Here is a 6,781-nt window from a genome sequence, read left to right on the forward strand (position 1 = left end):
GCCCGGGTGCGGCCGGGCCGTCGGCCGGCGCGGCGCAGCCCACCGCGAACAGGGCCAGGGCCAGGACGGCCGCCCGCTGCATGCGTTTCCCTGTCGCCATGGGGTCCAGCATCGCGCCCCCGTCGGATGCCCGCGCGTCGGCCGAGGAGTGCGCCTGCCTGTTGCGCTGCGAAACGATAGATGGCTACCGTTCCGGTGTCCCGATCATGACGACGAGGGAGTTCCGCCGTGACGACGACCGAGGCCCCGCAGCTGCCCTTCGACCGTCCGAACGTCATCGACGTCGCGCCGCTGTACGCGGTGCTCCGCCGCGAGGGGCCGATCGTGCCGGTGCGCACCCCGGTCGGTGACCCGGCGTGGCTGGTCACCCGGCACGCCGAGGCGCGCTCCCTGTTCGCCGACCCGCGGCTCGGCCGCTCGCACCCCGCGCCCGAGCAGGCGGCCCGGGTGTCCGAGGCCGCGGTCCTGGCCGGCCCCACCGGCACCGTGGAGACCGAGAAGGCCGAGCACGACCGGATGCGCAGGCTGCTGGTGCCCGCGTTCTCGGCCAAGCGGATGCGGCGCCTCGGCGACCACGTCGGCGAGCTCGTCGACGGCTGTCTCGACGACCTCGTCGCCGCGAGGGAGACGTCCCCCGACGGCGTCGCGGACCTGCACGCCCACCTCGCGTTCCCGCTCCCGGTGCTGGTCATCTGCGAGCTGCTCGGCGTGCCCTTCGCCGACCGCGGCTACTTCAGCGGGCTGTCCGAGCGGGTCGCGACCATCCGCTCCGGCGGCGACGCCGAGACCGCGATGACCGAGTTCCGCGGCTACATGGGACGGCTCGCGGCGGCGAAGTGGGAGACCCCGGGGGAGGACGTCGTCACCGACCTCGTACGAGCCCGGGCCGAGGACCCCGGCTTCGGGGAGGCCGAGCTGACCCGGCTCGCCGCCGGGCTGTTGTTCGCCGGGCACGAGACCACCGTCGGGCGCATCGACCTCGGTGTGCTCCTGCTGCTCACCGACACCGCCCGCCGGGACGCCTTCGTCGCCGACGTCGACGGCCGGCTGCACGGCACGGTCGAGGAGGTCCTGCGCATGTCGGCCCCCGGCGGGCTCGGGCTGCTGCGCTACGCGCACGCCGACATCGAGGCCGGGGGCGTCACGATCCGCCGCGGTGACGCGGTGATGATCTCGACGGCGTCGGCGAACCGGGACACCGAGGTGTTCGACGACGCCGACGCCTTCGACCCGACCCGCCGGCCCAACCCGCACGTGTCCTTCGGCTACGGCGGCCACTTCTGCATCGGTGCGAGCCTGGCCCGCACCGAGCTCGCGACGGTGTTCGCGCGGCTGTTCCGGCGGCTGCCCGGGCTGCGGCTCGCCGTCGCCCCGGAGGACCTGGACGTGCGCGCCGAGCAGGTCACCGGGGGAGTGCGGGCGCTGCCGGTCACCTGGTGAGCCGGTGCCGCGGCGTCCCATGACCTCGCGCGGCGACCCGCGCACGGGGTGCCGCGGACCGGACGGGGGCGCCGCGGGCCGGGCTCACAGCCCGTCGGCCAGGATCCCGTCCATCGCCCGCTCCACGATCGCCGCGATCGTCCACGACGGGTTCGTGCTCCCCGTCGTCCCCGGCACCAGTGCCCCGTCGACGACGTGCAGTCCCGGGTGCCCGGCCACGCGTCCCCGGTCGTCGGTGACCCGGCCCAGTACCGCGCCGCCCAGCGGGTGCCAGGTGACCGGGTCCGCTGCCCCCAGGTCGAGGACCCCGGAGGGTGCGTCCGCGGCGCGCGCGACCAGGCCGGAGAGCCCTGCGGGCAGCCGGGAGGCGACGTCGGAGACGACCCGTCCGAGGCCGGCGCCGACCGGGGCGTCCGGGGCGATCAACCGCTGGGTGAGGTCGCGGACGGTGCGCTGGGCGTCGGCGTCGCCGTCGGGCGGCCAGTGCAGCACGGCCTCGCCGGTGGCGCCGTCGAAGCGGAACTCGCCCACCGGGTCGCAGGCCCCGAAACCCGGCAGCGACATCGCGCGGACGTCGAACGGCAGCGGCGCGGGACCGAAGGTGAGCGTGACGGCCTCTGCGCGGTCGTCGGTGGGCGGGCGGATGCCGGCCGCCATCGGCCCGGCCTGCGGCCCGCCCGCCGGTTCGGGGACGCCGACGCGCAGCTGGATGCGGTCGCCGTTGTTGCCCCAGAACCGGCCGGCGTCGGCGGTGAGGTCGGGCAGCGTCCCGGTCTCGCGGGCCCGTACGAGCAGCCGCGACGTGCCGGTCGACCCGGCGGCGAGGAACAGCGCCCCGGTGGTGAGCGCGATCCGTTCCCGCACGACGCCGTCGGTGTCGATCCGCTCGACGTCGAGCCGGTAGCGTCCGCCGCCGACCGCGTGCAGGTCGACCACCCGGTGCAGCGGGGCGACGGTGACCAGTCCGGAGGCCTCGGCGTCGCGCAGGTAGTTCTTGTCCGCCGACAGCCGCGCCCCGGAGTTGACGCCGGTGAAGTACTCGCCGACCGACATCGACGGCGTCGCCCGCCCGGCGAACTCGGCGCGCACGACGTCCCAGTCGGTCGCGTTGGGCAGCAGCTGCGCGGTCAGCCCGGCACGGCGGGCCTGCTCCAGGAACAGCCGGGTCCCGACGTGCGCGGGGTGGGCCAGGACGTCGTCGGGGATCGGCGAGACCCCGACCCGGGCGGCGGCGCGCGGGTAGTGCACGGCGGCGAGCTCGTCGTGGTCGATGCCGGGGACCGCCGCGGAGAACACCGCCGCGTCCGGCCGGATCCACACCCCGGCGTACACCAGCGTCGACCCGCCGACGCCCGCCCCGCAGAGCACGCTCATCCCGCGCCCGGACACCTTCTCGAACAGGCCGGTGTAGGGCCGGTAGAGGGTCGGCGGCTGGCCGGGGAACACCGGCGTGGGAGTCAGCCACGACGAGCGGCGGTCCGGGCGCAGGAACGGCGGGAACGTGTCGGTGGCCGGTGTGGTCCAGCGGCGGCCGCGTTCGAGGACCAGGGTGCGCACGCCCGCCTCGGCGAGCCGGGCCGCGGCGATCGACCCGCCGAGCCCGCTCCCGACGACGACGGCCGGTGCGGACATCGCGGTGACCTCACGGCGCAGCAGGGCCGGCGCGGCGGTCGCGGTCCCGGCGGCACCCAGCGCGCCGGCACCGAGCGCGGTCCCGGTCAGGAACCCCCGGCGGCTGGTCACCCGCATCCGGCTCAGCCCCCGATCCGGATGTCGGCGACGATCTCGCGGATCAGGCCGTCGTCGTAACGGAAGGTCTCGTGCACCCGCGCGGTCGTGAGGCCGACCGGACCCGCCCCGACGGACAGGGTGAACTCCGCGACGACGACGCCGTCCCCGCGCACGCGGTAGGTCTCGTCGGAGACGGCGCGGATGATCCGGTACTGGGGGCCGAACCGCAGGTCGGCGCGCAGCTGGTCGCCGGAGAACCCGGTCGGCAGCCCCGCCTCGACCCGGGTCGCGTGTGGGTGGAACGGCACCGCCGACGGGTCGTGGTCGGCGAGTGCGGCGACGTAGGCGCGGGCACCGTCGACCCGGCAGGCGTCGTCACAGGTCGAGGCGGACGCGACACCCGCCCCCGCTCCGGCGACGATCACTCCGACGAGCACGGACAGCAGCAGACTGCGCGACCGCATGGGAACCTCCGGGACCTGGGGGAGCGGACGGGGGACGACGTGACGGGAGCGACGCCCGGGGGCAGGCGCCGGGAGACACGGGACGACGGCGTGGCGCGCACGCGGGCGGCCCTGTTGGCCGCGGCAGCCGACGTGTTCGCCGAGCGGGGCTACGACGGCGCCTCGGTGGACGAGATCGCCCGCGCCGCCGGGGTGTCGGTGGGGTCGATCTACAGCCGCTTCGGCAGCAAGCAGGACCTGTTCCGGGCGCTGATGACCGGCCACCTGGAGGGCGACCTGCACCGGGTGCGGTCCGGTATGGACGCGGGCCCCGAACAGGCGCTGGCCGAGCTGGAGACGGTGCTGCTGGAGACCGCCCGCTCGCGCCCGGCGACCCTGCTCGACGCCGAGACCTGGGCGGTGGCGATGCGCACTCCGGCGATGCGCGCGGCCGTGGCCGACCACCACCGCAGGGTCCGGGACGAGGCCGCAGCCATGGTGGCGCGCGGCCGCGCGGCCGCCGGGGTGGACCTCGGCGTGCCGGACGACGAGCTGGCGACCGCGATGATCGCGCTGTTCCACGGCCTCGTCCGGGAGTACCGCCTCGGTGTGCCCGGCGAGGCGCCGCCCGACCTGTACAGCCGCATGGTGCACGCGCTCGCGACCGGGCTCGCCGCGCTGGCCGCGGACGGCGGGCCGCCCGGCGAGCCATGATCCACAGCGAGCCACGGGCGGCAGTCTGGCACGGGTGAGCGGACGCTCACCCACCGGGTTCTCCATCGGATGTCGGACACCCGTCGACGGTCACGGGGCCGCCGTCCGGACGGGCGCGGACGTGACCCCCCACCCGGCGGTGGCGCCCGCGACGCCGTTCGCCACGATGGGGCGGTGACAGGCACGGCACCCCCGGACATCCAGCAGCACCGCTCGATCAACCAGCGCATCGCCGACGAGCTCGGCGCCCGGCCGGACCAGGTCGGGGCCGCGGTGGCCCTGCTGGACGAGGGCTCGACGGTCCCCTTCGTCGCCCGGTACCGCAAGGAGGCGACCGGCGGCCTCGACGACGCCCAGCTCCGCACCCTGGAGGAGCGGCTGCGCTACCTGCGGGAGCTGGAGGAGCGGCGCACCGTCGTCCTCGACTCCATCCGGTCGCAGGGCAAGCTCGACGAGTCCCTCGAGGCCACCATCCTCGCCGCCGAGTCCAAGGCCCGGCTCGAGGACATCTACCTGCCCTACAAGCCCAAGCGCCGCACCAAGGCGATGATCGCCCGCGAGCAGGGCCTGGAACCGCTGGCCGACGCGCTGCTCGCCGACCCGACCCTCGACCCGCACTCGTCGGCGGCCGCCTACGTGACCGACGAGGTCGCCGACGCCGGCGCCGCGCTGGAGGGTGCCCGCTCGATCCTGGTCGAGCGGATCGGGGAGAACGCCGACCTCGTCGGCGGCCTGCGCGAGCGCATGTGGGCGCACGGGCGGCTGGTCACCACGGTCCGCGAGGGCAAGGAGAACGACCAGGCCGCGGCCAAGTTCTCGGACTACTTCGACTTCGCCGAGAAGTTCACGACACTGCCCTCGCACCGGATCCTCGCGGTCTTCCGCGGTGAGTCCGAGGAGGCGCTCGACGTCACCCTCGACGCCGGTGTCGCCGACGACGAGCCGAACCCCTACGAGGCCCTGATCGCCGCCGAGTACGGCGTCGCCGACCGCGGCCGCGCCGGCGACGCCTGGTTGCTCGGCGTCGTCCGGTGGGCGTGGCGGACCCGCCTGCTCACCGCGCTCGGCATCGACATCCGGGTCCGGCTGCGCACCGCCGCCGAGGAGGGCGCCATCGGCGTGTTCGCCGCGAACCTGCGCGACCTGCTGCTCGCCGCCCCCGCGGGCACCCGCGCGACCCTGGGCCTCGACCCGGGCCTGCGCACCGGGGTCAAGGTCGCCGTCGTCGACGCGACCGGCAAGGTCGTCGACACCGCGGTGATCTACCCGCACGAGCCCCGCAAGGACCGCGCCGGGTCGCTGAAGACCCTGGCGGCGCTGTGCACGAAGCACTCCGTCGAGCTGATCGCGATCGGCAACGGCACCGCCTCGCGGGAGACCGACGCGCTGGCCGGTGAGCTCATCGCGGCGAACCCGGGCCTGAAGCTGACCAAGGTGATGGTGTCCGAGGCCGGCGCGTCGGTGTACTCGGCGTCGGCCTACGCCTCGGCCGAGCTGCCCGACATGGACGTCTCGCTGCGCGGCGCGGTCTCCATCGCGCGGCGCCTGCAGGACCCGCTCGCCGAGCTGGTCAAGATCGACCCGAAGTCGATCGGGGTCGGGCAGTACCAGCACGACCTGCCGGAGTCGTCGCTGTCGCGCTCGCTCGACGCGGTCGTCGAGGACTGTGTGAACGCCGTCGGTGTCGACGTGAACTCGGCGTCCGCGCCGCTGCTGCGTCGGGTCTCGGGCATCTCCGAGTCCCTCGCCGGCGCGATCGTCGCCCACCGCGACGAGAACGGCCCGTTCCGGAACCGGACCGCGCTGACCGGCGTCGCGCGGCTGGGGCCCAAGGCGTTCGAGCAGTGCGCGGGCTTCCTGCGCATCCGCGGTGGGGACGAGCCGCTCGACGTCACCGGGGTGCACCCCGAGTCCTATCCGGTCGTCCGGCGGATGGTGGAGCGCACCACGCTCGACGTGTCCGCCCTGATGGGCAACGCCGCACGGCTGCACCAGATCAAGCCCAAGGACTACGTCGAGGACGGCGTCGGGCTCCCGACCGTCACCGACATCCTGGCCGAACTGGAGAAGCCCGGCCGGGACCCGCGGCCGGCGTTCCGGACCGCGACCTTCGCCGAGGGCGTCCACAAGATCTCCGACCTGCGGCCGGGGATGCTGCTGGAGGGCGTCGTCACCAACGTGGCCGCCTTCGGCGCGTTCGTCGACGTCGGGGTGCACCAGGACGGCCTCGTGCACGTGAGCGCGATGAGCAAGGACTTCGTGTCCGACCCGCGCGACGTCGCCAAGTCCGGTGACGTGGTCAAGGTGAAGGTCCTGGAGGTCGACGAGGCCCGCAAGCGGATCTCGCTGACCCTGCGTCTGGACGACGAGCCCGGTGCCGGCGAGCGCGGCGGCCGGTCCCGCGGGCCCGGCCAGGGCCAGGGCGGAGGCCAGGGCGGCCGGGGCCGCGACGG

Annotated in this window: 5 protein-coding genes; 3 read left to right on the forward strand and 2 right to left on the reverse strand. The window is 75.2% G+C overall.

The window, feature by feature from the left end:
- Window positions 1-228: 228 nt before the first annotated feature.
- Complete coding sequence (locus GTW08_RS28980) at window positions 229-1,440, forward strand: cytochrome P450 (RefSeq protein ID WP_073574588.1); 1,212 nt, start codon at window positions 229-231, stop codon at window positions 1,438-1,440.
- Between the two features lie 84 nt (window positions 1,441-1,524).
- Here the strand turns inward: GTW08_RS28980 and GTW08_RS28985 are convergent, their stop codons facing one another.
- Both GTW08_RS28985 and GTW08_RS32320 read right to left on the reverse strand, forming a co-directional pair.
- A complete protein-coding gene (locus GTW08_RS28985) occupies window positions 1,525-3,183 on the reverse strand; it encodes a GMC oxidoreductase (protein WP_161152797.1) in 1,659 nt (552 codons plus the stop codon).
- 11 nt (window positions 3,184-3,194) lie between these two features.
- On the reverse strand, window positions 3,195-3,635 hold the full coding sequence (locus GTW08_RS32320) for a hypothetical protein (RefSeq protein WP_073574590.1): 441 nt from the start codon (window positions 3,633-3,635) through the stop codon (window positions 3,195-3,197).
- A 90-nt stretch (window positions 3,636-3,725) separates the two neighbouring features.
- Between GTW08_RS32320 and GTW08_RS28995 the strand changes: the two genes are divergently transcribed.
- Window positions 3,726-4,328 (forward strand): TetR/AcrR family transcriptional regulator, encoded by a 603-nt coding sequence (locus GTW08_RS28995; RefSeq protein ID WP_073574591.1) that lies wholly within the window; start codon window positions 3,726-3,728, stop codon window positions 4,326-4,328.
- A 174-nt stretch (window positions 4,329-4,502) separates the two neighbouring features.
- Window positions 4,503-6,781: Tex family protein (locus GTW08_RS29000; RefSeq protein ID WP_346009990.1), on the forward strand; the 2,279-nt coding region annotated here is incomplete at its 3' end.

Source organism: Pseudonocardia sp. SID8383 (genome assembly GCF_009864975.1).
GTDB lineage: Bacteria > Actinomycetota > Actinomycetes > Mycobacteriales > Pseudonocardiaceae > Pseudonocardia > Pseudonocardia alni.

Bases quoted from the DNA above. Each gene is read 5' to 3' on its own strand.
- GTW08_RS32320 (WP_073574590.1), bottom strand. From the start codon at position 3,635: ATGCGGTCGCGCAGTCTGCTGCTGTCCGTGCTCGTCGGAGTGATCGTC.